This is a genomic window from Parabacteroides timonensis (assembly GCF_900128505.1).
GTDB classification, from domain to species: domain Bacteria; phylum Bacteroidota; class Bacteroidia; order Bacteroidales; family Tannerellaceae; genus Parabacteroides; species Parabacteroides timonensis.
In genome coordinates this window covers 1,833,016-1,858,034 of record NZ_LT669941.1, presented here as the reverse complement: position 1 = coordinate 1,858,034, position 25,019 = coordinate 1,833,016, and the positions used below count along the sequence as shown (strand labels likewise).

Sequence of the window (25,019 nt, the reverse complement as noted above, 5' to 3'; positions counted from 1 at the left end):
TAAATGTTTTAGGCTTTTGTCTGAACGTGGGGTATCTTAACGTATAGCTTCTTTCAATATGATTAATGCATCGACATAGTCATTTTCTAATATGATAGTCAAATCTTTAAAATATAAATCTTCTGTCAATATATTTGTTTCTATATCATATATTTGCAATCGACCACTTTTTGAAGATATGATCTTACTTTCAGTGTTATCATGTCTGATCCCGGGAGATTGTATTTTCAGGTATCTATTCTTTTTCTCTTGAAGTACATATACAGTGGCATTATTCAAGTGTCTATCATTATTATCGGTAAAATCGCTTTCTGCTATTTCAAATAGAGAACCACAATTATTGAATATTGGTTTCACTTGTTCATTATTCCATTTTAAAATTCGTCCCCATAAAGAAGGCTCGTATAGATTAATGGTGTAATCCAGTAATTCAGCATTGCTGTATTCTCCATGTCCCGGGACGACAATTTCGGCACTTCCATATAATTCTTTTACCCGTTTGATGGTATTAGACCATTCTCGCAGGTTGGCATCTTCTATGTTTCCATACCATCCTTTGCTTCGTACTTCATTACCTCCAAAAAGAATTTTCTCGTTCGGTATCCATACGACAATACCATCGCTTGTGTGTGCTTCTCCCAGATAATGACAAATTAGTTTACCTTTTCCTACTGTCAGTTCCATTCTGGGGTTAAATCCCTTTTCAGGAATCGGTAAATTTCTATTTTGTGCTATTGTTCTGGTTCCTTCGTATGCATATGAAAGAATACCCGCTTTTTTAATTGTCTTTAATCCGCCCATAGCGTCTGGATGCCAACGGTCGACAATACAACCAATAATCTGTGCTTTTAAATCTTTACGGATATAGTTTATTAGGTTATTCGTTTCTTCATCATTTTCAGGAGTAGAGATAATTACGGCCTTTTTGTCGTTTACATACACAATGCCATTATTACCATTCTCGGTATGTATATATACGTGTTTGTTTAATTCTATCAGATGTAATTTCTCGTTTACTCTAATTGTGTCTGCATAACAATCGGGTAAAAAGGTCAACATACATCCCAGTAAAAATATTTTTAGATATAAGCCGTATGTATTCATTTTCAAATGTTGTTAATTTGATTGAGATTCTTGTTATTAACGAATTCTACCTTTTTCCACATCTTCCCGGCTCTTACTCTGGGTCACCAGATAAACCCCTACGAAAACGAGGACGGCCGACAATGCTTTTTGGAAGGAAAATGTATCTTGTCCCACCATAACGGTTATTAGTGAGGCGATGATCGGTTGTACATAATTATACATACTCACCGTTGTAGGACGAATACGTTTCAACGACATTGGTATCAACAGGTAAGGAATAAATGTGGCGCCTATCAGGACAAAGCTGATCGCCCCGATCTCTTTCATATCGAATACTTCCCGTTGAAAAGCGGGCGTTTCAAGCACATGCTGGTAAGTGAAGGGCAACAATACGAGCGTGGAAAAAAGAAACATCCACTTCATCATCGTCACAGCCGAGTAGCGTAAACTCAACGGTTTGGATAGGACCAGGTAGATCGAATAGATGATTGCGCTGGTTGTGATCATCAGGTTTCCGGTAAGTCCGCTGGCCTGTCCCGAGTTATGCGTGGAGGCCAATATTAAGGAAACACCACCGCAACAGCCTAATAATACACCGAAAGCTTTCATCTTCGTAATCGGTTCTTTCAAAATAACGGCAGCTAGCAGCATAACGAAGATGGGAACGGCCGTAGCGATTATGGAAGCATCCACCGGAGATGTGCGGTTCAGCCCGATAATAAACAATCCCTGATTGAACCCGACCCCGCAAAGGGCACAAACGAAAAGCAGACCCAGGTCTTTCATCGTCACCTTTTCCCGTTTCACAAAGAGAGAGGCTATCCAAAACAGCAGGCAAGCGGAACTCATTCGCATGATAGTCAGTGATTCGGGCTGAACATGTGTCGGCAACAAGTACTTAGATATAGGCATATTGATAGCAAATAGTATATTGGCTATCAGGATCAGTATGTGACCCTTTAATTTTTCTGAGTTCATTCTTTTGCTGTTTTATGCAATGCAAATGTAGTGATATTTATTAAACGCACAATTAGGTTTTTTATGCGTGCCTGTCCGTCCCGGTTTATGGGCTCATTTTATGAGAGAGCCTTTTTTATCTTGGTTTCATGAATTTATCGTATCTTTGTATACCTAATAATATGATAAAAAGAATATCAATGAAACCGACCCGAATAATCGAGATATGTGCCAACTCGGCACAAAGCTGTGTGGAGGCTGAAGCCGGAGGAGCTAAACGTGTGGAACTTTGTGCCGGCATACCGGAAGGGGGTACCACCCCGAGTTATGGCGAGATCAAAACGGCCCAGGCTCTCACTTCGTCGATCGATATAAACGTAATCATCCGTCCGCGTGGTGGCGACTTCCTGTACACTCCGGCAGAAATAGACTCCATGTTGCTCGATATCGAATTATGTAAACAACTGAAGGTACACGGTGTCGTGTTTGGATGCCTGACAAAAGAGGGCGATATCGACGTCCCCCTCATGCGTCGCCTGATGGAGGCGGCCAAGCCATTATCCGTCACTTGCCACCGGGCTTTTGATGTCTGCCGTGATCCGTTTGCTGCTTTGGAACAACTGATCGAGTTGGGTTGCGACCGTATCCTTACTTCCGGCCAGCAATCGGACGCCGTGAAAGGTATCCCCCTCATTGCCGAACTGGTGAAACGTGCCGATGGACGTATCATTATCATGCCGGGATGCGGTGTGCGCGAAAATAATATCGCCCGGATCGAAGCCGAAACCGGAGCGAAGGAGTTCCATACCTCTGCCCGTAGTATCGTGTACAGCAAGATGGAGTATCGGAACGAAAATGTCCCGATGGGCAGCAGTATCGTTTCTTCTGAGTTTGAAACAGTGGAAACCGACCGGAATAAAGTCGCCGCTTACATCTGATATAGAATGAAACACCGGCTATCCTTTGTTACCTTTTTCCTGTCACTCTGTGCCTTCTGTCATGCACAGCAGGACTCTATTGTTCCGTTCAAAGACGCCTACAAGCGCATCTATAATATAACGAAAGTGACAGGAACGAAGCCGGTGATGGACGGACGCCTGGACGAAGATTTCTGGATGAAGCAAGGGGAGTGGTCCGACCGCTTTGTTCAGATCATCCCTTACGAACGCGGTATACCGGATTCCCCGACCCGTGTCAAATTGTTCTACGATAATAAATACATCTACGTAGGCGTCTATTGTAAAGATATCCGCCCGGATAAGATGATTCCTTTTATCGGGAACCGGGACGATAATAGCATGGGCGACCTGATCAGCGTGGCCTTCGACACCTATCATGATTACCGGGCCGCCCCCGAATTCAACATCAACCTGGGAGGAAACAAGACCGACCTGGTCGTAACCGATAAATTGAATGTCAACCTCAGCTGGAATGCTGTCTGGGAAGGGAAGACACATATCAACCTGCCGGATTCGAGCTGGACGGCCGAGTTGCGCATCCCGTTCAGCCAGCTCCGCTATAACCAACTTTCAGAAGATGGAATCTGGGGGCTTCATGTCCGCCGTATCATCCGCCGGAACAATGAAGTGCAGAACTGGAGCATGATCCCTTTGAAGAACAACGGCCATGTCTTTTCCTTCGGTGAAATGCACGGAATGACCGATCTCCCCAAACCAAGAGGCATCGAGTTTCTCCCCTATGTGATGGGGAAATACCGCAACGAACCGAAGATACCCGGAAGTCCTTACCAGAAGGGGCATAGCTGGGGAGGGAATGTCGGCCTCGACGCCAAGTTCGCCCTTTCCGATTTTACGCTGGACCTGACGATCAACCCGGATTACGGGCAGGTAGAGCTCGACCCTTCGGTGATGAACCTGACCGCCTACGAAACCTTTTACGACGAGAAGCGTCCTTTCTTCCTGGAAGGAAAACACATCCTCGATTTTGCCAACGGCAACGATATGATGTTTTACACCCGCCGTATCGGAGCAGCCCCTTCATATACCCCGCAAGGGATAGACAATATAAACAGTTTTGCCGACAGCAAAGAGAACGTTCCCATTATCGGTGCCCTGAAACTGACGGGCACGAACCGGCGGGGGGTGACGATCGGAGTGGTGCAGAGCGTCACAGCCCGTTCGTCGGCCAAGGTGACTCGTAGCGGGGTGGAAGATGTCGAAGTAGTGGAACCCCTGACCAATTACACCGTGGCCCGTGTCCAGAAAAACTGGAAAGGAAACAGCCTGCTGGGAGGAATGATTACCTCTGTCAACCGGGCCTTGGATCAACCTTACCTGGAGAATTTCATGGTGCGCAACGCCTTTACCGCCGGTATCGATTTTACCCAGTATTTTAAGAACCGGCTTTATTATATCGATGTGAAAGGAATGGTCAGCTCGCTGAACGGTAGCAAGGAGGCGATTACTCTCCTGCAAACGAACCCGGTGCATTATTACCAGCGGGCATCGGCAGCCGGCTACTTGGGAGTCGATCCGGACCGCCGTTCCCTGAACGGGACGGGCGGATATGTGAAAGCCGGACGAAAGGGGAATGCCAAATGGGCTTTTTCGGAAACATTCAGTTGGTCGTCTCCCGGTTTCGATCTCAACGATATGGGATATATGAAGGAAACCGATAACCGGACGAATGAGACGGAGATTGCTTACCGACAGACCGATATCTGGAAAATATTCCGTTATAACGCTTTTACCGTTACCCAGAAAAATCAATGGAATTACGGCGGTACACCTTTCAGTAACGACCTGGCTCTCCGCTGGCAGAGTATGACGATGAACCGTTACGAAATGGATATGAAAGAAACCTTTGTCTGGAACCGTCTCGACAGCCGCATGCTTCGTGGAGGTCCCGATATGCGTTTCGATCCTTATTTCCAGACCTCCGTAAAAGTCAATACGGATAAGGCCCAGCGGATGATGTTCATGCTCAAATATGAAGGAAATCATAACCTCGACGGATATAACCGCTTCAATACGCTGATGCCGAGCCTTACCTTCCGCCTGGGAAACCACGTCTACTTATCCGGACAGGTGGATTATGCCTGGAATACGGACAACATGCAGTATGTCGGAACATTACTGCCTTCGGATGCATCCACCTCCCCGGGCGATCCTTCGCTGATCTACCTGATGGGGCATATGAAGCAGAAAACGTATGGATTGACTATGAAGTTGCAGGTAAATGTCACTCCTGATATTTCCATACAGTTCTATGGTTCTCCGTTTACGTCGACGGCAAAGTTCAGCGACTTCAAGGAGGCGGCCGATACTCGTTCACATAGCTACGACAATCGTTTCCACCTCTTTACTGCCGATGAGATTAATTATGTCGATGGTGTTTACGGGATAAAGAGCGGAAAAGGGGAGGCTTCGTTCAGGAACCCTGATTTCAGTTTTAATGAATTTCGTTCCAACCTCGTGGCACGGTGGGAGTATCTGCCGGGATCTACACTTTACTTTGTATGGGAACACCGTATGTCTAACCAGGACAACCGGATGGTAAGCAGCTGGGGAAGTAACCTCGACCGGATGTTCGGTCTTCCGGCTACCAATACTTTTATGCTGAAGATGAATTACTGGTTCAATTTGTAGCCTGATCTCTTCTACCATATATATATAATTAGTATCTTTACAAAACTAAAATGACAGATCATGGAAGAAGAACCTAAAAGACTTACCCGTTCGAATAACGGAATGATTGCCGGTGTATGTGCCGGCATAGCGGATTACTTTGATTTAGATCCGACGCTGGTCCGTGTGGGATACATCCTGTTGAGTCTATTTACAATGTTTTCCGGAGTGATAGCCTATTTTATCCTTTGGTTGGTTATACCTAAAAAGACTTTTTATTAAGAATGAATTTTGAATTATCTTCACCATTCAGTCCTACGGGAGATCAGCCGGAAGCAATAGCGGCTCTTACGGAGGGCATAGAGAGTGGTGTGCCTTTCCAGACACTGCTCGGTGTTACTGGTTCCGGGAAAACCTTTACTATTGCCAACGTTATTAAAGAGGTGCAACGGCCTACGCTGATATTGAGTCATAACAAGACGCTGGCAGCCCAGCTGTATAGCGAATTTAAGGCCTTCTTTCCTAATAATGCCGTAGAATATTTTGTCTCATACTACGATTATTATCAGCCGGAAGCCTATTTGCCTTCTTCCGATACCTATATCGAGAAAGACTTGCAGATCAACGAGGAAATCGATAAACTCCGCCTGCGTACGACCGCTTCTCTGTTGTCGGGCAGGAAGGATGTGATCGTAGTTTCTTCCGTCTCCTGCCTCTATGGTATGGCAGACCCGACGGCTTTTGCCGAAAAGGTGACTCATCTGGAGAAAGGGATGCAGATCGACCGCGATAAGTTATTGCGGCGTTTTGTCGATGCGTTGTATGTGAACAACAAACTGGAGTTTAATAGCGGCTGTTTCCGTGTGAACGGTGATACGGTCGATATCTTCCCCGCCATCGAAACATTCGACGGTGTGGCTTACCGCATAGAATTTTGGGGAGACGAGATCGACCGCCTGTCCTCTTTCGATCCGAAGACAGGGCAGGAAATAGACGAGCAGGATGAACTGAATATCTATCCGACCAACCTGTTCGTCACCACCCAGGAGCGTATCAACGCAGCTATCGGCCAGATAGATGTCGACCTTGGTACGCAGGTGAACTTCCTGAAAGAGATAGGCAAACATTATGAAGCGAAACGTTTGTACGAACGTGTCACTTTCGACCTCGAGATGATCCGCGAGTTGGGGCATTGTTCGGGGATAGAGAATTATTCCCGTTATTTTGACGGGCGTATGGCCGGAGATCGTCCTTACTGCCTGCTCGACTATTTTCCGAAAGACTTTATGCTGGTTGTCGATGAAAGTCATGTGACGATCCCGCAGATCCGTGCGATGTACGGAGGCGACTATTCACGTAAGAAGAACCTGGTGGAGTATGGTTTCCGTCTGCCCGCTGCTATGGATAATCGTCCGCTAATGTTCGATGAGTTTGAATCGCTTACCCCATTGGCCATTTACGTCAGTGCAACTCCTGCCGATTACGAGTTGGAGAAGAGCGAAGGTATCGTGGTGGATCAGGTGATCCGTCCGACCGGACTTCTTGACCCGGTGATCGAAGTGCGCCCGACTTTGAACCAGATCGACGATTTGATGGAAGAGATCATCCAGCGTTCGGCTATCGATGAACGTGTGTTGGTGACAACCCTTACCAAGCGGATGGCGGAAGAGCTGACCTCTTATCTGACCCGTATGGGAATACGCTGTAACTATATCCATAGCGATGTCGATACGTTGGACCGTATCCAGATCATGGATGATCTGAGGAAAGGCCTTTTTGATGTCCTGATCGGGGTCAACCTGTTGCGTGAGGGGCTCGACTTGCCGGAAGTATCTTTGGTTGCTATCCTGGATGCCGATAAAGAAGGCTTCCTCCGTTCCCACCGTTCTCTGACGCAGACAGCCGGGCGTGCAGCCCGTAACGTGAACGGAAAGGTCATCTTCTATGCCGATAAGATAACAGCGAGTATGAAACTGACAATGGACGAAACGACCCGTCGCCGCGAAAAACAGTTGGCATACAATGAACTGCATGGCATTACTCCTAAGCAGGTAGTAAAAAATAGTATCTCCCTCCTGGGTGAGAAACAGCAGGCTACCGCGGAACCGTATGCTTATATCGAACCGGAACCAAGCTTGGTTGCCGATCCGGTTGTCCAGTATATGAACCGTTCGCAGCTTGAAAAGGCCATCGAACGAACCAAGAAGCAAATGACCGAAGCAGCCAAGAAGCTCGACTTTATCGAGGCAGCACAGTTTAGGGATGAGCTGATAAAACTGGAAGATCAGTTGAAAACTAAAGTATAGAAAAAGGTGAGCTTCAAGTAGGAGCAATATTTGAGCCTTTTTTATGAGGCAAAGCCTCATGCCGCAGGCTCTCTTTTGCCGTTTGCTTCAGCAAACGGATATCTAAAAGCTCCGGCTTTGCCGATCCTCTGTGGGTTTTAACCCCTTTCATATAGGAAAGAAGCCCCGTTGATAAAGGGGCTTAAGTCCACAGAGGAAGAGGCTTTGCCTCCTGTCTTTTATATCCGTCGGTTAAAAACCGACGGCAAAATAGAGCCTGCGGCACAAGGCGTTGCCTTGTAATGAAAGATAGCTCATATTTGATAAATAATGAATTTATGAAAACAATCTATTTCTTGCTTTTTACTTGTTTTTTCTTTTTTCGTGCGCAAGCTGCCGATAAAATATATTGTACCGATGAGGATCGTGCTGTCTTTGGCCGATATGTTGTAGAGGTGGCTCCAAATAAGTCATTGCCGTCCGGAGAGCTGATGGTTAAAACGGCCCGTTTTTTCCTGAATGCCCCTTATGTGGCCGCTACTTTGGAAAAGGAACCGGAAGGATTAGTCATCAACCTTCGGGAAATGGATTGTATGACGCTGGTAGAGAATGTCGTTGCATTAACGAGGACTATGCAATCAGCTTCCCCTTCCTTTGAAGAGTTTTGTAAGAATCTGCAAACCCTCCGTTATCGTAACGGGGAAATTCATGATTACGCAGACCGCTTGCATTATACGACAGACTGGATATTTGAGAATCAACGGAAAGGTATCGTGAAAGATGTAACCCGGGAAATAGGAGGGATCTCCCTTCCTGTCGATGTCTCTTTTATGTCGACCCATCCGGACAGTTACAAGCCGTTGAAAGAGAATCCGGTGCTTGTTGCAAAGATCGCCTCCAAAGAAAAGGAAATCAATGCACGCACTTATTATTATATTCCGGAGAAAGATATAGATAAGCTGTCTGCCGGTATCAAAGACGGCGATATTGTCTGCTTCGTCACTACGATAAAAGGGCTGGATATATCCCATGTCGGTGTCGTTTGCCGGGTAGGAGAGAAGCTGACCTTTATCCACGCTTCCACTACACAGAAGAAGGTAATAGTCAATGAAGCCCCTTTGCAGGAGTATGTGGAAGGTATCAAACGGAACAGTGGGATTATGATTGTCCGTCCGCAGGCAAATCATTGAAACAATTCGAAGGCGAACTTGACACCGATATTCTGGTACTTCCACCTGTCGAAGCCGGCAAATAGGGCGACGTTGAAAATATGGTTACCGAAACCATATCCCACCTCCGTGTAACTCGGAAGAACAGGTGTCCAAAGTTGGCTGAAATAAAAACGCTCGGACAAGATATACTTGGACGTCTTTTTCTTGAATAACTGTGACAAGATAAAAGGACTCTCGTACATCAAATGCCCCTGTACATATTTGTCGGATGCATTGAACCAGAAGCTTCTTAGTTGGTTAAATACGCCCCCGAACTCATCTCCCCATGATTCCGGGAACTGACGGCGTGCAAAATAACGGAAGTCCGCGAAATAGATCGACTTCGGATTTAGATACATTCCTCCGCTAAGATGATAATTCAGCTTCCTGGCCAGTCCCAAAGGGATGCTTTGATGAATATCAGCCTCTATACGCGCATAATCACCGGTACTCTTGCCTACTCCGGGTATCGCCCGGGCAAACTCGACGGATATGGTAGGATAGTGGGAATACAGATATTCTTTCCGGTATCCATCCATCCAGTAATATTGTCGGGGAGTATAGGAGATACCGATAACAGGTGTGAAATCGTGATAGTTTTCATTGATCAACTCTTCCACCTCTTCGCCGGGATCTGTTATATTGCTGCCTTTTTTCACCGGGATACGGCGGTGGTAGGTGACACCGGCCCAGAGTTGAAAACCGTTGAACAGTTCTATGTTATTACGTATTTCAGCATAGTAATGTTTGAAGTACTCGAGATTCAGGTCATCGAAGTTGAACGATGAGTCTTTGAGTTGTTCGTTGATATCTTTCATGATAGCCGACGAATAACTTTGGTTACCGTTACCGACTGAAATACTGAGTATACCTTTCTTTTCGGGCTGATACTCCCAGTCGCCGTTTACGCTGAAAAATATTTCTTTCCTTTTGAACACGAAACCGACATCCGGACGGAAACGAAGCTGGCGGTCTTTGTTGAATGTTTTACTGATACGCAGACGCTGCCTGTATGTGATGCCGTTGTGTCCGGAGTAACCCAACTGGAACGGATTGAATATGCCCGAATATTTGAGACGGGTCGTCTTGTAGTCCATGCTGATCGTGTTGGTGAACTTTTCCGTCAGTTTCAGGTACTTGGTGATATTGGCGGTATCCGTTTCCTGTTCATTTTTCTTCTCCTTCTCGGCTATCTGGTAGAGTCTTTTCTCATCCGGAGTAAGTGGCAGGTCGCGTTCCTTGTTCCAAAATGTCGTATCGGTGATAATGGGGACGGTATCGGACGAAAGTTTGTAGTACCCGGTAAGGTCGAGTGACTTCCATTTCTTACTTTCATTATCTTCTTCCACCCACTCGATTGCGTTGTATTTAAACGAAGAATGGTAGCTGGTGGCGATAGCATTACCCAATACATGATAACGCAGGAACAGGCTGGCCTTGTCCGGAAGGATGAACCGGCGGTAATCCCTTCCGAATGTCATTACCAGGTTGAACTCGGCAAAGTCGAAGCGACCGTTCACATCTATCTTATCGATGATCCATGACTTGTCGCGGATATACAGATCCCCGCAAATCAACTTCTGGCTCCACAACTTAGGCATGAACCGTATCTTGTAGATCTTTATGCCGGTCGTGTCGGAGACTTCCTCGAGATTGAAGGAGTAAAATTTGGATGCGTTTTGAGTCATGGGCGTGATGATCCCTTCGTTGTAGATCGTCGAGGAATATACATTCAGGTTGAGGAAGCTCAGAGCCTCCTGTTGCTTTTTGCTGTTGGGGATACTATTCCCGTTCACAGCCTGGAAATTATGCTGGAAACTGTTTGGTGCATTGAACTTGGAGTAACTTACCATCTCGAAGATCATGTCTTTGTTCTTCCAGTCGACAGGGAAAAGATGATGCCCGAAGCGTAACAGGAAGTTGTGTTTGAGTATTTCCGTGCGTCCTTTAATGTATATCTCCGCTTCGTATTTAGATAGTACATGCTGGTATTTTTCAGCGTTCCTAATCACTTCTTTCATAATGGAGTCGGCTCTTACGGACGACTCTGTTTTTTCTTTTGAGTCAGGCAACAACTTACTTCTATAGCCACTTTCCGGTTTGGCGAAAGCAGTTATAGTAAACAAAATCAGAGCAAATATCAAAACGTATCTTTTCAACAAATTATCACCCCTTTTGCTACAAACGTAACGAATAAAATTTGAATTAGTAGTAAAAGAAAGTAAAATGTAATTGAAAATACAATTTATCGTATTAAACATTTTACTAATTCAAAAGAAAAGTTGTACATTTGTGCTTCATAAGTATGTTATAAAACAGTCGTGGTTAAACAACAAAAAGAAGAGGTCGATCTATCGGCCAGTTTGGCAGAAGTATGGAGAGTACTAACCGACAAAGAGCGGGAGATTCTCCGTAATAATTCGACGATCCAGCATTTCAAACGTAACGAGTTGATATATTGCGAGGGCGACGAACCAAGGGACATGATGTGCTTACTAAAAGGTAAGGTGAAGATCTTTAAAGAAGGAGTTGGTGGTAGAAGCCAGATTATTCGCATGATCAAGCCTGTACAATATTTTGGTTATCGCGCAAACTTTGCTCAGGAAAACTATTTGACGAATGCTTCTGCGTTCGAAGCATCTTCAGTTTGCCTGATACCGATGACGGTTGTTACCGAATTGTTAATGGGTAACCCGCATCTGGCCATGTTCTTTATCCGTCAGCTATCGTTCGACTTGGGAGTTGCGGACGAACGTACCGTGAACCTTACGCAGAAACATATCCGGGGTCGTCTGGCAGAATCTTTGTTATTCCTGAAAGACAGTTATGGATTGGAAGAGGACGGTGCTACCCTGAGTATCTACCTGTCCCGTGAAGATCTCGCTAATTTGTCGAACATGACTACTTCCAATGCAATCCGGACGCTGTCCACATTTGTCTCTGAGCGTATCATCGCTATCGACGGACGTAAGATCAAATTGATAGATGACGACAAGCTTAGAAAGATAAGTAAAATGGGATAATAAGGATCAGGACTTTTGAAAATATAAAAGAGAAGGGGCTTTCGGTAAACGGAAGCCCCTTCTTGTTGTGGGTAAGGGTCTCTTTTACCGGATAGCTTCGCGGATACGTACCAGACGTGTCAATAGGCCTTCCAGTAAATCCAACTGCAACATGTTGGCTCCGTCGGATTTGGCTTTCGAAGGTTCCGGATGGGTTTCAATGAACAGTCCGTCGGTTCCTACGGCGATGGCGGCTTTAGCTATTGTTTCTATCAGTGCGGGCAGGCCACCTGTTACACCTGAAGTCTGGTTGGGTTGTTGCAACGAGTGGGTTACGTCCATGATAACCGGGTAACCGAATGCTTGCATTTCAGGGATACCCCGGTAGTCGACTACCAGGTCGGTATAACCGAAGGTGGTTCCCCGTTCCGTAATCATCACGTTGTTATTGCCTGCATCGGCCACTTTCTGTACGGCGAACTGCATGGATCCCGGCGAAAGGAACTGTCCTTTCTTGATATTGACTATCTTTCCGGTCTTTGCGGCTGCCACCAACAGGTCGGTCTGACGGCACAGGAAGGCGGGGATTTGCAATACATCCACATACTCGGCTGCCATCGCTGCCTCGTGGTTTTCGTGGATATCCGTTACGGTAGGGATATTGAATGTTTCGCCTACCTTACGTAGTATCTTCAACGCTTTCTCGTCGCCGATGCCGGTAAATGAGTCCAGCCGTGAACGGTTTGCCTTGCGGTATGAACCTTTAAAGACATAGGGTATGTTTAGCTTTTCAGTAATCCCCACCACCTTTTCGGCGATACGCAGAGCCATTTCTTCTCCTTCTATCACGCAGGGGCCGGCCATCAGGAAGAAATTATCCCCTTTATTTAAATCGTTAACTGTTACCATATTTATTCGTTACTCCTTATTTCTGTTTAGTAATTCAATTGTCTTCTCTATTTTCTCTTCGGTCGGCAGGGTTGCTTCGATCCAGTGGATAGTGCATCCCCGGCGTTCCATGCCACGGAACCAAGTCATCTGCCGTTTGGCAAATTGATGGATGGCTATCTCTAGTTGTGAAACCATTTCTTCATAGGAAAGTTCACCTATAATATATAAGGTAAGGAATTTGTATTCGAGGCCATAATAGATCAGGTCGTCCGGTTTGACTCCTGATTCGATAATTCTTTTTACCTCGTCCACCATGCCTTCGTCGAGACGGGCACGCAGTCGCCTGGAAATCTTTTCCCGACGAAGCTCCCGGTCGATATTTATACCGATGATAAGGCTGTCGATCGGATCGTATTCGTTCGCTTCCGGCGACTGTGCCTTGTAGTACTCTTCTATCTCTATCGCCCGGATAGCTCTCTGGGCAGAATCGACATCCGTTTTGTTGTGCAAAACCTTGTAAGTTGCCAATATCTGCTCCAATTCCGGTAGCGATTTTTCTTTCAGCGACTCGCGGAGTTCCGGGTTTGGGGGAACGTCGAGTAGTTTATAACCTTTCAATACGGCTTCGATGTACATCCCTGTGCCACCGCAGAGGATGGGCAATTTCCCTTTTTGCCGTATCTCTTCGTAGGCGCGGAAGAAATCGTGCTGGTATTCGAATACGTTGTATTTGTATCCCGGGTCGCAGATGTCGATCAGGTGATAGGGGACGGGCTTCCCGGCGACGGTATAATCGGCCAGGTCTTTTCCTGTGCCTATATCCATGCCACGATAGATCTGGCGGGAATCGGCGCTGATTATTTCCGTATCCAGCCGGTTGGCCAGGGCTGCAGCAAAAGGAGTTTTACCGGAAGCGGTCGGCCCAAGTATGGTAATAAGTTGATATGTTCTCATCTTAGTGCAAAGATACAAAAAAAGCCGTCCCCTTTATAGAGGACGGCTTCCATATACTGATTTGTATTTTGATTACTTACCAGCGATAACGCGAGCCATTTCACAAACTTTGTTTGAATAACCCCATTCGTTATCATACCAAGAAACGATCTTAGCGAAGTTGTCATCCAAAGAGATACCAGCTTTAGCGTCGAAGATAGAAGTGTTAGAACATCCACGGAAGTCAGTTGAAACAACTGCATCTTCTGTATAGCCCAGTACACCTTTCAATTCGCCTTCAGAAGCTTCCTTCATAGCAGCCTTGATGTCGTCCATTGTAGCAGCCTTGTCAAGAACTACTGTCAAGTCAACAACAGAAACGTCAGAAGTCGGAACACGGAAAGCCATACCTGTCAGTTTACCGTTCAATACCGGCAGAACTTTACCTACAGCTTTAGCAGCACCTGTAGAAGAAGGGATGATATTTTCAAGGATACCACGGCCACCTCTCCAGTCTTTCTTAGAAGGACCGTCTACTGTTTTCTGAGTTGCAGTAGCAGCGTGAACTGTAGTCATCAAACCTTTAACGATACCGAACTTGTCGTTCAATACTTTAGCGATAGGAGCCAAGCAGTTAGTAGTACAAGAAGCGTTAGAGATGATGTCCTGTCCTGCGTAAGAAGTATGGTTAACACCATAAACGAACATAGGAGTAGCGTCCTTAGAAGGAGCAGACATGATAACTTTCTTTGCACCAGCCTGGATATGTTTGCGAGCTGTTTCGTCTGTCAGGAAGAAACCAGTTGATTCAACTACTACGTCTGCACCAACTTCGTTCCATTTCAGGTTAGCAGGATCCATTTCGGCAGTCAGACGGATTTTGTTACCGTTTACTACCAAGTTGTTGCCTTCTACAGCTACAGTTCCGTCGAAACGTCCGTGTACTGAATCATATTTCAACATGTATGCCAGGTAATCAGCATCCAATAAGTCGTTGATACCTACAATCTGAATGTCATTGCCGAAGTTCTTAACTGCAGCACGGAACACCATACGTCCGATACGGCCGAAACCGTTAATACCTACTTTAATCATTGTAATAAAACTTTTATGGGTTTATTAAAAATATTACGTAAAATCATTTAACAGCCACAAGGAGTAGCACACGAAACCAACATCACGAGCATTGATATAAATGCTATCAAAAGAAAAATAGTATGTTTCATTATTTATCCTTGTTTTTAACGACTGCAAATGTAGTCATGTTTTTTCTATTTTACATTTATTATGGAGAGAAAAATATGTCCTCTAACATAAATTAATTGTTGGCGGTCATTTCTTTTTCTTGAATAATAAGCCTGTAAACCAGCTTTGCGCCTTTCTGATTCCCCAAGTCAATAGAAAAGGTCTCACAACGTCCCATGCTACCGGGATAAGACCTTGGGCTATACTTAAATAATCGGCGAAACCGATCGGGGTGGCGGGTTGAATAGGTGAAGCCGCCGACTCGGGAGTATCTGTCTTTTTTGATTTAGTGTTCGGGAAAAGTAAAGCAGTAAAACCGGAAATCAACAGACTTCCTGCATTTTCCTGTATATAGGAAAAATCCTCATTCAGTTTTTGTTCCTGCATGACGCATTGCCTCCGGATCCGTTCTTTATCAGAAATCAGCTTCTCCAGTGGTGTCAGTGGCTTGTTTTGTATCTGTTGCATCGTCTTTTTCGTCATTACTGTTTAATGCTGCAATCACTACGTTCAATACTGTATTGCAGATTCTACCTTTGTTCATTATAATGAGCCCGATCAATAGGAGATATAATACTGCCACAAAAGCAAATCCGGATCCCATGGAGCCGAAGATATCACCCATAAAGAACCCTAAAGCCAGGAATATGAACAGGATGGCAAAGAAAGCCAGGAACAATAAAATTAAGCCATACGAAAGAACCGCGATCAATTGCCCGCTTCTCTCGTATGTGCTTAACTTTAAAAGTTCAAGCTTTAACTCTACATAAGCTGAAACGTCATCCTTCAGCTCATGAAAGATTTTTCCTGAATCTTTTTCCATAAATGTTTATTCGGCTACGATTTCTTCGGTAGCTTTTACAACTTCAGTTTTACCTTCTTTGTACTTGGCGAGAGCGGAATTAAAGCCTTCTTTTACTTTTCCAACTACACCGTTCAATTCTTCCAGTAACTGTTCTCTCTTATCGGTAGCTGCCAGATATCCAACTGCTGCACCAACTGCTGCACCAACTACCAAACCTAGTAATAATTTAGAATCTACATTTTTCATAACTCTTACATTTAAATGTGTCTACTAAAATAACGCTTTTCTTTGGATGATAGTTTACTTCTGCATTAACTTTTACTGTTAAATAAAGTTATGGCTTTTGTGTTTTGACGGCCACCCAGTTGTTCTTTTCTACGTGAGACTGGAATATCAACCCGTTGCGTTCGCATTCTTCGCGGATGAAGGGAATGTCCTCGGTGTAGAATCCGCTCATAAAAAGAAGTGCTCCCGGCTTCATGCAGCTGACATAGTGGTGAATATCGTTCAAAAGTATATTGCGGTTTATATTGGCAAATACGATGTCGAACTGTCCGAAGCCTGCGATTTGCTCGGCGCCGCCCAATGCTATGCGGATGTCTTCCGTATCGTTCAGGCGAATGTTCTCGAGTGCGTTGTTGTAAGCCCATTCGTCGATGTCGATACCGACCACTTTGCCGGCTTTTTTCATCTTGGCGAGGATGGCCAGGACGGCCGTGCCGCATCCCATGTCGAGCAGGTCTTTCCCGGCGAGGTCGAGTTTCAGCATTTCGCCGATCATGAGGTAGGTCGTTTCATGGTTGCCGGTACCGAAGGCCATTTTCGGGTCGATGATTATATTATATGTATAGCCCGGCTCCGGTTGGTGAAAGGAGGCGCGGATGATACAGTCGCTACCGATACGGATGGGTTTGAAGTAGTTCTTTTCCCATTCTTCGTTCCAGTCTTTGCTTTCCACCAGCTGTGCGGTGTAGTGGAATATCACGTTTTCGAGGGGGAATTCCTTCAATTTCTCCTCCACAGCCTCTACATTATATAATGTGTCGGCGATATAGGCCAACAGGCCGTTTTCATTTTCGGTGAAACTTTCGAACCCGATCTCGCCCAGTTCGGAGGCCAGTATGTCGCTGATGACGGTCGCCTCGACAGGCGATTCGTATGTGAATTTCAGTTCGTAATAATTCATATTTTAATTTTTAATCATTTGCTGGGGCAAAGGTATCGAATATAAATAAAAATCGGAACGATTACGAATATAATCAAAGTAATCTTTTATTCCCTGTTTGACAAAATGTCATATTATGTGTCTTATGAATAAGATATATGGGGAGGAGTGCAGGCTGTTCTGTTTTTATGAGATTGTGGAGGAGGATGCCATGTTGTAAAAGTTATTATATTCATAAAGAAAACATTATATTGATAGATTGTTGTGTATAATATTGTTATAATGCTGTTGTGTGGTTTGTATTATGCGGTTGGAGATATTTGTTGAATGCTTGGTGGAATTGTTGTTTTAGATCTGTGAATATGTTTTATAGCATACGCTGTGGGCTCTTGAGACTTTAAAAACAAGGTTGTTTTAGCTGTTGTTAACGTTTATTTTGCTTTAAAGCGAATGGATTTTTGATTACATAAAAAAATATCTCGTTTTAAACGAGTTTCAATTTCGTTTAAAACGAGATAAAGTTCGGATATGGTGTTAATAAATGTATTTTTCTTGTTTCTAGAATGGAAATAAAGAAAGAATCTCGTGTTATATAAAACTGTATTTTACGATTGTAAAGTAGGGAAAGTATGCTTTAATGCGTCAAAATGATATTTAATGAAACGAAGAAAACTTAAATATTTTGGTTTGTTTTATTTGTATTTGTTATTACCTTTGTCCTACGTACAGAAAAAACGTAGAAGCGTTACATATTATCCGATATTTGGAATCTGGACAATTTCATGACTTTGGATAATACCCAAGATGCTCCTACGCCTATGTTGTTATATACTTACCTCAAAGAGGAACCTATAGCAATCATAAGCGTGGGGCTATTGTATATTATAAAGTCATGGGCCGTCCAGAGCCCCAAATGTCGTAATATCAATAGCTTCCACGCTTTCTTTATAAATTTAATACACGTATGTTTGATGTTTCTTTGTTAAGTCAATTGAAAGAAGGAAACCGGGAAGCTTTTAATAGTCTGTTCCGTTATTATTATCCTCGCGTTATGGCATATGTTACTGCTATGGTGGAACAAGAGATTGCCGAAGATATCGTTCAGGATGTTTTTCTATATGTATGGGAGAACCGCAGTAAGTTATATGTAGGAGACGGTTTTCATTCTTATTTGTTCCAATCTGCCTATACCCGTTGTCTCGATTATTTTAAAAAACAGCAATCAGTAGGAAAATACAATCTTCATGCAGAAGATACTTATCTAAAGGAATACGGTGAATTGTTGAGAGAAGATACTTCAATTATGGAAGAATTATACTCAAAGGATTTTTATAAGCGGTTATACAATTTGCTTGACCAATTGCCTGTTCAACGGCGTGAAGTATTTATTCTGACTTACATAAATGGATTGAAAGCAAAAGAAGTAGCCGCCCGGACTCAAATACCTCAGCGAACGGTTGAAAGTCACATCTATCTGACTATTAAATATTTGAAGGCGCATATGTCTAAAAAAGATTTTTACCTGTTGTATGTTCTTTTACTAACAGAGGGAATGGTTTTGAAAAATATTTCCTGATTAATTGTATTTGCCTCCGTAGTTTTACCCGTTCGTTCGTTTCGCTTATAAAAAGAGAAATTAACGTATGGATTTTGATTACGGACTTCTTGCAAAATATTTAGCAGATACTATCACTCCCGATGAGATGGGAGAGGTGGTGGATTGGAGTAATCTGTCTTCTGAAAATAAAAATATATATTCAGAGCTAGTGCGTTTGCGTGTATCGTGGAACGCAATGTATTATAATGATGTCGACCGCATTGATCACGCCCTTAAAAAACTGAATGTAAGGATAGATCGTTTAAGCTATAAACAACTTTTGTATAAGATAATACAGTATGCGGCAATCTTTCTTGTTTTATTCTCTTTTTCTTATGGCGCGTATGACTATTTTAAGCCTGAAAAGCAGATAAGTATTACTGTTAAGTCCGGAGAGGATGTAAGAAAGGTGATACTTGTTGATGGCACTTCCGTTTGGTTGAGAGGTGGATCTACACTAAAATATCCGGAGTCATATTCAATTAGAAATCGTCAGGTTTCTTTGCAGGGAGAAGCATTCTTCGATGTGATAAAGAACGCTGAATCACAGTTCTGTGTATCTACCGGTTATATGCATGTGCTTGTAAAAGGGACCTCGTTTGATGTTAAAGTGGATGTCGGAAATAAAAAAGTAGAGACCGTTTTGGTCACCGGAAAAATCGACTTGCTTGATATTGCCGGAAATAAAGTGCTGGATGTTTCCCCTGGTGAAAAAGTGACATATTATCAAAGTAAAAATGAGTATACCATGGAAGCTGTAGACTCGAATATTTATACAGCCTGGCGTTTGAATCAATTCGTTTTTGAAAATGCGACCTTACGTGAAATTGCAAACAAACTTTCTGTAAAATTTAATGTGAATATAAACATCGAATCTTCGATTCTTGCACAACGTAAATTCCGGTGTGTGATTAATGAAGACGAGAGTCTGCCTGACATCCTGAAACTCCTGACGTTTTTAGCACCAATACGATACCGGATAGAGGGAAAAGAAATCTTTATATATGAATAATTAAAAATGAATGCCTATGGAATAGAGAGAAGAGAGAAAACGTATTAGAAAATACGAAAAGAGAAATTATAACTGAAATTAATACTAATTTATAAATCACATATTATGAATAGCAAAGCATATATTGCGACATTAGTTTTATTGCTTGGTGTTGTTCCACCATCATTGGCTGTAAGTTATCCCCAGACTTATGTAAATTTAGAACTATCATTGAATAAAACGACAGTTGGTGTTTTAGTCGAACATATCAGAAAACAAACCGGATATGAATTTTCTTATGATGAGGCCTTATTGGATAAAGAAATAAGAGATATATCGGTTAACGTAAAAAACGAATCTATAGGAAATGTTCTGAACAGGGTTTTTAGTAATACCGGCATTAACTATAAGATTATAGATAACCGTATCTTTTTGAAAGATAATTCAAAATCGGAAAAAGAGAGCGTTGTGAATACCGTTTTAACGGTGACGCAGCAAGGGAAAAAAATATCAGGTACTATACTTGATGACTCCGGTATCCCCGTAATCGGGGCTAATATTATAGTGAAAGGTACAACGAATGGAACGGTAACCGATGCGGATGGAAGATTTCTGCTTGACAACATTCCGGAAGGTGCAATATTGGTAGTTTCTTATATTGGCTATTTGGATCAGGAAATACCTGTTTCCGGGAAGAGTGTGTTGAACGTCAATTTGAAAGAGGATACACAAAAACTCGATGAAGTCGTTGTTGTGGGATATGGAGTGCAAAAGAAGGCAAATCTGACAGGTTCGGTTTCAACGGTAAAATATGGCCAGGAACTAGAGAACAGGCCTATAACCGATCCTTCTCAAGCTTTATCCGGGAAAGTAACGGGAGTTTGGGTAAGTCAGAATTCAGGTGCGCCAGGTTCTGATGGAGCGACAATCAGGGTTCGTGGCTATGGTACGTTGAATAACACGGATCCATTGGTTCTTATAGACGGAGTGGAAGGACGAATGGCAGAATTGGCTCCTAATGATATTGCTTCTATTACTGTTTTGAAAGATGCCGCGTCTGCTGCTATTTACGGCTCGCGAGCTGCAAATGGTGTTGTTTTGATCGAGACAAAGAAGGGTTCGGGAGATAAAGTTTCTGTTAATTATACGGGATATTTCGGTATGCAGCAATTAGGAAGGAGTTATGATATCATTACGGATAGTCCGGAATATATGGAACTTTGGAATTCTGCATTTACTAACAGTGGCAGTAATCCTTTGTTTCCGGATGATGTAATCCAAGCTTTCCGTAATGGAAATGATCCTTATAAATACCCGAGTACGAATTATTTTGATGAAGTATTTCATAATTCGTTTACAACTCAACATAATTTATCGGCAACGATAGGCGGGAAAAAATCAAACAGTTATATATCGTTAGGTTATCTGAAAAATAACGGTATTGTGAAAAATACGGATTCGGAACGTTATAGCTTAACTGTAAATACGGAGGCGAAAGTGAATAACTGGCTGCGTTTGGGTGCAAGAGCTCGTTTGATGCGGAAAGTGACTAATCAGCCATATGATGGGATTGGACGTGTTATTTATATGATGGCAAACGGACATCCGTTTTCTACTCCCTATCTTCAGGATGGAAAAACATTTGGCGGAACGCAGGCTTTGTATCTTTCCGGAGATAAAGCCGGGCAGCCTATTGTAGATACTCGTAATCCTTTTCCTGATTTGTATAACGGGCAGAATCAATCTATTAATAATTTCATGAAAGGGAATGTCTATGCAACGATCGACTTTATGGAAGGATTGAGCTTGACAGCACAATATAGTGGCCAGTATAACAATAATAATCAAGATAAATATAATCAGCTTCATTATTGTTATACCGATCTCAATGGTTCTAATAAAAGTAAACCGTTGGATTTTCCTTCCACATTGAATGTTTATCGTAAAGTATCAGATGAGTTTTACTCCACATTTTTTGCCAATATTAATTTTAATAAAACCTTTGGCAATATACATGATGTGTCTGCCCTGCTTGGATATCAACAGGAAGCTTTAACCAAGCGGGTGACGGAAGCATCTAAAACTGATCCATCGAAGGGAGATTTACATCAGGTTAGTTCCGGAACAATGAATCCGGTCGCAACGGGAAACAAATATCAATGGCGTATGCTTTCTTATTTTGGGCGTATTAATTATGCCTTGATGGGAAAGTATCTTGCTGAAGTCAATTTAAGAGCGGATGCATCTTCCCGTTTTGCTAAAGGAAATCGTTGGGGCTATTTCCCTTCATTCTCTGCCGGATGGCGTTTAGGAGAAGAAGAGTTCATCAAAAAAATGGGTGTTTTTGATAACCTGAAAATCCGTGCTTCATGGGGAAAACTAGGAAATCAGAATATCGGCGATATTGCCAACCCTAGTAATGGTGACTATTTTCCTTATTTGACGGTGTTGACGCAGGATTATGAAAACAGCTATAATTTCAACAATACACTGGCTCCCGGAGCTGCTATTACGAGTTTGGTTGATCCGATGATCACCTGGGAGACAACCACAACTACAGATATAGGATTGGATTTGGGTTTTCTGAAAAATAAATTAAATATAGAAGTCGATTATTTCGTGAGGAAAACATCTGATATCATTGTGCAACTTCCTATCCCGACAGTATTAGGTGGATTGACGGCTCCTTTTGAAAATGTAGGAGAAATGAAAAATACAGGTTTGGAGTTAAATGTCAACTGGCAGGATCAGATAGCTACTTCTGACTTCAGCTACAGTATAGGTGCTAATCTGACGTATGTGGATAATGAAGTGACCAAATTCAGAGGAGGGAAATCTCCTGATCAACTTTATCTGATCCGTGAAGGGTACTCTTATAAAACATTGTATGGTTTCATCCAGGAAGGTGTTTACCAGACAGACGAAGAAGCGCAGAAGCATATGTATGACAACGGATATGTGCCGACAGCCGGCGACTTGAAATATAAGGATGTGAATGGCGATGGCAAACTTGATTACAGGGATAAGGAGGAAATTGGAAATACGATACCTAAATTTACCTATGGTATCAATGGTAGCCTCTCTTGGAAAAACTTTGATTTGAATTTCCAGTTTGCGGGAATTGCCGGTGTGCATGGTTATTTTCAGAATGCCTGGACTGAACCATTAGGTATTTCCGGCGGTACGATTACGAAAAGATGGCGTAATGCATGGACAAAAGAAAATCCGTCCAATGAGTTGCCTCAAATAAAAGTAAATGATACTTGGAATAGACAGCAATCATCCTTTTGGGCTTGTAATATGTCGTGGTTTAAGTTGAAAAATATTCAGTTAGGATATACTTTGCCTACGGCTTTGGCAAATAAGATGTTTTTACAGAAATGTTATGTGTACGTAAATGCAACAGATGTATTTACTCTTGTAAGTAGTAAATATGAAGGATTTGATCCGGAAAGAGACACCTTTGCTGACGGGTATGGACATTATCCGATACCGCGTGTTTTTTCGATAGGTTTAAATCTCTCTTTTTAATGTTGAACGATTTTAATATAGAGAAATATGAAAAAAATAGCTACAATAATATTATCCTTCGTAACATTAGGGTTTAGCAGTTGTGAGAATTATTTGGATATCCTTCCGGATGATAAGATTACAAGTGAAACGTTTTGGACAACTCCCGAAGATGCGACTCTGGCCTTAAATGGAGTTTATAATGTCTTAAGGAATGATTATGTATATGGATATGGAGGAGGTGAAGATGCCTGTACCCCGAATGCTTATCAGTGGGCGCATTGGGAAGGGCAGCATATGCAGGTCGGTGATGGATCCATCTTTTCAGGTTCCGGGGCAATCGTTTCAGAGCGCTGGAAGTTTTGTTATCGTGGGATTTATCGGGCAAACTATTTCCTTGAAAATATCAATAAGATAGAAGGATTGGATGAAACTGAAAAAGAAACGATGCTGGGAGAAGTTTATTTCTTGCGTGGTGTTTTTTATAATTTGCTGGTCAGATCGTATGGTGGAGTTCCTCTTATTACACAAACACTTACTTCGGAAGAAGGGCGTAATGTAACGCGGGCTTCAGCAGAAGAAGTTTGGGGCCAAGTACATGCCGATTTTGATGAGGCGATTAAGCGGCTTCCGAAAGATGCTGTTGCGAACGGGCATGCTACGTTAGGAGCAGCATATGGAATGAAGATGAAGTCATATTTATATACCTCTCAGTGGGATAAGGTGTTGGAGTATTGTAATAAGATCGATGCTCTTGGAAAGTATAAATTATTCCCCTCTTACTATGGATTATTTCAGTATGAGAATGAAGGAAATAGCGAAACATTATTCTCCCTTTGCTTTATGGATGGTGCTTTCTCCCAAGGGAGTTCGTTTGACCGGCATTGGCAGCCTCAAAATTTGAAATATGGAATGGATGGTTCCAATTCAGTTGCTCCGACTCAATTATTAGTTGACGAATATGAAACATTGGACGGTTCCCCCGTAGATCCGTCTGATCCCTATAAGAATAGAGATCCTCGTTTGGATTTTACGGTTTTGCGTCCTGGTGCCTATTTCCAAGGGCAATTATATCCGGTTGAAATAAAGAACCATACAGGGCAAAAAGTGGGTTTCGGCATACGTAAATATACGATTGAGACGATGCAGGTGGTAGCAAATCAATCACCCCTCGACTTTATGATTTTACGTTATGGAGATGTACTACTTTGCAGAGCAGAAGCTATGATTGAGACAAATTCGAATATAGATGGTGCTATCGATTTGATCAACCGGATTCGTACGGAACGCGATGATGTCAAAATGCCTTTGATCAAGAAGGGATTAGGACAGGTTGAAGCTCGTAAAGTATTACGGCATGAGCGGCGAATTGAACTGGCTCTGGAGGGACAATTTTGGGATGATATAAAACGTTGGAATGCCGGTCCTGAATTTTATCCATGTAATGTGGTTGGTGGTTTAGGTGAATTGATAGAAGTAAAATTTCCCAATGGTTATGATTTGAATAAAAACAATTTGTTACCTATACCGGATAGTGAGATATCTTTAAATCCCGGTTTAACTCAAAATCCCGGGTATTAATTGAAAATAAAAGGAACTGTGCGAAAGTATTTGTTCGGCATTTGAGCTATCTTTGTAATAAGATAACTGATCATACAAATATTGACTCTGCTGATAATTGTATGAATATGTGTCGAATGAGGAATGAATAATGATAGCATAGTTCCTTTTAGTTGTTTTGACTCTATAAACTT

20 protein-coding genes are annotated in these 25,019 nt (G+C 42.9%); 10 read left to right on the top strand and 10 right to left on the bottom strand.

Annotation, left to right across the window (positions count from 1 at the left end; translation table 11 throughout):
* Nucleotides 1–36: 36 nt before the first annotated feature.
* Complete coding sequence (bla, locus tag BQ7394_RS15100; RefSeq protein ID WP_075558192.1) at nucleotides 37–1,104, bottom strand: subclass B1 metallo-beta-lactamase, long type; 1,068 nt, start codon at nucleotides 1,102–1,104, stop codon at nucleotides 37–39.
* 36 nt (nucleotides 1,105–1,140) lie between these two features.
* Nucleotides 1,141–2,064 (bottom strand): DMT family transporter, encoded by a 924-nt coding sequence (locus BQ7394_RS15095; protein WP_075558191.1) that lies wholly within the window; start codon nucleotides 2,062–2,064, stop codon nucleotides 1,141–1,143.
* Nucleotides 2,065–2,243: 179 nt separating this feature from the next.
* Here BQ7394_RS15095 and BQ7394_RS15090 point away from each other — a divergent pair, with 179 nt between their 5' ends.
* The 5 genes from BQ7394_RS15090 (at nucleotide 2,244) to BQ7394_RS15070 (ending at nucleotide 9,105) form a co-directional block, all read left to right on the top strand.
* Nucleotides 2,244–2,981: a copper homeostasis protein CutC gene (locus BQ7394_RS15090; RefSeq protein WP_075558190.1), complete on the top strand. Its 738-nt coding sequence runs from the start codon at nucleotides 2,244–2,246 to the stop codon at nucleotides 2,979–2,981.
* A 6-nt stretch (nucleotides 2,982–2,987) separates the two neighbouring features.
* Nucleotides 2,988–5,651: a DUF5916 domain-containing protein gene (locus BQ7394_RS15085; RefSeq protein WP_075558189.1), complete on the top strand. Its 2,664-nt coding sequence runs from the start codon at nucleotides 2,988–2,990 to the stop codon at nucleotides 5,649–5,651.
* 60 nt (nucleotides 5,652–5,711) lie between these two features.
* Nucleotides 5,712–5,912, top strand: a complete 201-nt coding sequence (locus BQ7394_RS15080; protein ID WP_075558188.1) for a PspC domain-containing protein — start codon at nucleotides 5,712–5,714, stop codon at nucleotides 5,910–5,912.
* 2 nt (nucleotides 5,913–5,914) lie between these two features.
* The gene (gene uvrB, locus BQ7394_RS15075; RefSeq protein ID WP_075558187.1) at nucleotides 5,915–7,936 is read left to right on the top strand and encodes an excinuclease ABC subunit UvrB; all 2,022 of its coding nucleotides are present in this window, start codon (nucleotides 5,915–5,917) and stop codon (nucleotides 7,934–7,936) included.
* 317 nt (nucleotides 7,937–8,253) lie between these two features.
* Entirely contained in the window at nucleotides 8,254–9,105 is an 852-nt protein-coding gene (locus tag BQ7394_RS15070) for an N-acetylmuramoyl-L-alanine amidase-like domain-containing protein (RefSeq protein WP_075560051.1), read from the top strand.
* Here the strand turns inward: BQ7394_RS15070 and BQ7394_RS15065 are convergent.
* Complete coding sequence (locus BQ7394_RS15065) at nucleotides 9,099–11,285, bottom strand: DUF5686 family protein (protein WP_394333714.1); 2,187 nt, start codon at nucleotides 11,283–11,285, stop codon at nucleotides 9,099–9,101. The genes BQ7394_RS15070 and BQ7394_RS15065 overlap by 7 nt on opposite strands.
* A gap of 204 nt (nucleotides 11,286–11,489) precedes the next feature.
* On the opposite strand from BQ7394_RS15065, the gene BQ7394_RS15060 reads away from it, so the two are divergent.
* Nucleotides 11,490–12,149 (top strand): Crp/Fnr family transcriptional regulator, encoded by a 660-nt coding sequence (locus tag BQ7394_RS15060; protein WP_229058665.1) that lies wholly within the window; start codon nucleotides 11,490–11,492, stop codon nucleotides 12,147–12,149.
* Nucleotides 12,150–12,233: 84 nt separating this feature from the next.
* Here the strand turns inward: BQ7394_RS15060 and kdsA are convergent, their stop codons facing one another.
* The 7 genes from kdsA to prmA all read right to left on the bottom strand — a co-directional run bounded on the left by kdsA (nucleotide 12,234) and on the right by prmA (nucleotide 17,188).
* The gene (gene kdsA / locus BQ7394_RS15055) at nucleotides 12,234–13,037 is read right to left on the bottom strand and encodes a 3-deoxy-8-phosphooctulonate synthase (RefSeq protein ID WP_075558184.1); all 804 of its coding nucleotides are present in this window, start codon (nucleotides 13,035–13,037) and stop codon (nucleotides 12,234–12,236) included.
* A gap of 9 nt (nucleotides 13,038–13,046) precedes the next feature.
* Nucleotides 13,047–13,973 carry a tRNA (adenosine(37)-N6)-dimethylallyltransferase MiaA gene (miaA, locus tag BQ7394_RS15050; RefSeq protein ID WP_075558183.1) on the bottom strand — a complete coding sequence of 309 codons (927 nt, stop codon included), beginning with the start codon at nucleotides 13,971–13,973 and terminating at the stop codon, nucleotides 13,047–13,049.
* 72 nt (nucleotides 13,974–14,045) lie between these two features.
* On the bottom strand, nucleotides 14,046–15,047 hold the full coding sequence (gene gap / locus BQ7394_RS15045) for a type I glyceraldehyde-3-phosphate dehydrogenase (protein ID WP_075558182.1): 1,002 nt from the start codon (nucleotides 15,045–15,047) through the stop codon (nucleotides 14,046–14,048).
* 237 nt (nucleotides 15,048–15,284) lie between these two features.
* Nucleotides 15,285–15,665: a hypothetical protein gene (locus BQ7394_RS15040; protein ID WP_075558181.1), complete on the bottom strand. Its 381-nt coding sequence runs from the start codon at nucleotides 15,663–15,665 to the stop codon at nucleotides 15,285–15,287.
* Nucleotides 15,613–16,020 carry a phage holin family protein gene (locus BQ7394_RS15035; protein WP_075558180.1) on the bottom strand — a complete coding sequence of 136 codons (408 nt, stop codon included), beginning with the start codon at nucleotides 16,018–16,020 and terminating at the stop codon, nucleotides 15,613–15,615. The genes BQ7394_RS15040 and BQ7394_RS15035 overlap by 53 nt, the downstream gene beginning before the upstream one ends.
* Nucleotides 16,021–16,026: 6 nt before the next feature.
* Nucleotides 16,027–16,248: a YtxH domain-containing protein gene (locus BQ7394_RS15030; RefSeq protein WP_007652933.1), complete on the bottom strand. Its 222-nt coding sequence runs from the start codon at nucleotides 16,246–16,248 to the stop codon at nucleotides 16,027–16,029.
* An 88-nt stretch (nucleotides 16,249–16,336) separates the two neighbouring features.
* Nucleotides 16,337–17,188 carry a 50S ribosomal protein L11 methyltransferase gene (prmA, locus tag BQ7394_RS15025; RefSeq protein ID WP_075558179.1) on the bottom strand — a complete coding sequence of 284 codons (852 nt, stop codon included), beginning with the start codon at nucleotides 17,186–17,188 and terminating at the stop codon, nucleotides 16,337–16,339.
* 943 nt (nucleotides 17,189–18,131) lie between these two features.
* Between prmA and BQ7394_RS15020 the strand changes: the two genes are divergently transcribed.
* From BQ7394_RS15020 to BQ7394_RS15005, 4 genes are all read left to right on the top strand, one after another.
* Nucleotides 18,132–18,743 (top strand): RNA polymerase sigma-70 factor, encoded by a 612-nt coding sequence (locus BQ7394_RS15020; RefSeq protein WP_075558178.1) that lies wholly within the window; start codon nucleotides 18,132–18,134, stop codon nucleotides 18,741–18,743.
* Nucleotides 18,744–18,810: 67 nt separating this feature from the next.
* Nucleotides 18,811–19,776, top strand: coding sequence for a FecR family protein (locus BQ7394_RS15015; protein ID WP_075558177.1), 966 nt, complete (start codon nucleotides 18,811–18,813; stop codon nucleotides 19,774–19,776).
* Nucleotides 19,777–19,881: 105 nt separating this feature from the next.
* Nucleotides 19,882–23,286: a TonB-dependent receptor gene (locus BQ7394_RS15010; RefSeq protein ID WP_075558176.1), complete on the top strand. Its 3,405-nt coding sequence runs from the start codon at nucleotides 19,882–19,884 to the stop codon at nucleotides 23,284–23,286.
* A gap of 27 nt (nucleotides 23,287–23,313) precedes the next feature.
* Nucleotides 23,314–24,846 (top strand): RagB/SusD family nutrient uptake outer membrane protein, encoded by a 1,533-nt coding sequence (locus BQ7394_RS15005; protein WP_075558175.1) that lies wholly within the window; start codon nucleotides 23,314–23,316, stop codon nucleotides 24,844–24,846.
* Nucleotides 24,847–25,019: the final 173 nt, after the last annotated feature.